The 1208-nt window shown below is 68.1% G+C and carries 2 protein-coding genes; both read left to right on the top strand.

From position 1 onward, the window contains the following. Positions 1-104 precede the first annotated feature (104 nt). Positions 105-593: a glutathione peroxidase gene (locus FKP22_RS31000; protein ID WP_141292012.1), complete on the top strand. Its 489-nt coding sequence runs from the start codon at positions 105-107 to the stop codon at positions 591-593. Next, on the top strand, positions 590-1208 hold a 619-nt coding region (locus FKP22_RS30995; protein WP_141292011.1), incomplete at its 3' end, for a DUF2332 family protein. The genes FKP22_RS31000 and FKP22_RS30995, both read left to right, overlap by 4 nt.

The raw sequence follows: 1208 nt of genomic DNA, 5'->3' as shown, positions 1-1208 counted from the left end.
GCACTGGCCGCGCTGCGGCCTTGAAGGCACCCACCGCGGTGCGACCTTGAACGCCGCGGCCGGCGCTACCATCCGTCACCTTTGCGTTTCGGATCGGGGTTTCCATGAGCGACAGCGTCTATGACTTCGAGGCCAAGGCCATCACCGGCGAAACCGTGCCGCTCAGGCAGTACCAGGGCCGGGTGCTGCTGATCGTCAACACCGCCAGCAAGTGCGGCTTCACGCCGCAGTTCGAAGGCCTGCAAAAGCTGTGGAAGGACTACCAGGACCGCGGCCTGACGGTGCTGGGTTTCCCGAGCAACCAGTTCCTCTCGCAGGATCCGGGCAGCAACGACGAGATCGCCTCGTTCTGCCAGCTGCACTACGGCGTGGACTTCCCGATGATGGCCAAGGTCGACGTCAACGGCGACGAAGCCACGCCGCTGTACCGCTGGCTCAAGGGCGAAAAGCCAGGCCTGCTGGGCATCGAGGCCATCAAGTGGAACTTCACCAAGTTCCTGATCGGCAAAAACGGCCAGGTGCTCAAGCGCTACGCCCCGCAGGACGCACCGGAGAAGCTGGCCAAGGACATCGAGGCCGCGCTGGCCGCATGATCGCGGCGCCCTCGTTCGACGCGCCGCTGGCGGACCATCCGCAGGCCGCGCTGCTGGACAACAGCGGTGCCGCATTTGCCGATGAGCCGCTGTACCCGCCGCTGTGCCGGCTGATCGCGCGCTCGGCAGGCCTGCTCGAACTGCTGGACGCGGCGCCGCCGACACAGCGGCTGCCGAACCTGATCCTCGCGGCGCTGCATTACCAGGTGCTGCAGGCCGGCAGCGCGAACGGTCTGGGCGGCTGGTACGCCAGCGTGGGTGGAACGCGGTCACCGGACGACCCGGCGCTACCAGCCGCGCTGGCGGCGTTTGCCAACGCCCATGCGACTGCATTGCGCGAGCTGATCGCCACCCGCCGCACGCAAACCAACGAGATTGGCCGCTGCACGGCGCTCAAGCCTGCGCTGGACGAAATCGCGCGCCATCACGGACCGCGGCTGGCCTTGTTCGACTTCGGTTGCAGCGCCGGGTTGAACCTGGCGGTGGACCGCTATCGCTGCGACTACCGCGGCGATGCGTCGGGCGGCTTGCCTTGCCGCGTCGTTGGCGCTGCACCCGAAGCGCTGGAGGCGCCGCCGAGCTGGACGCTGGCTGCGCGCTGCGGCGTGGACCAGG

The sequence above is a fragment of the Ideonella azotifigens genome, assembly GCF_006519715.1.
Taxonomy (GTDB): Bacteria; Pseudomonadota; Gammaproteobacteria; order Burkholderiales; family Burkholderiaceae_C; genus Ideonella; species Ideonella azotifigens.
This window is presented reverse-complemented; position numbering and strand designations above follow the sequence as displayed.

Bases quoted from the DNA above. Each gene is read 5' to 3' on its own strand.
- FKP22_RS31000 (WP_141292012.1), top strand. From the start codon at position 105: ATGAGCGACAGCGTCTATGACTTCGAGGCCAAGGCCATCACCGGCGAA.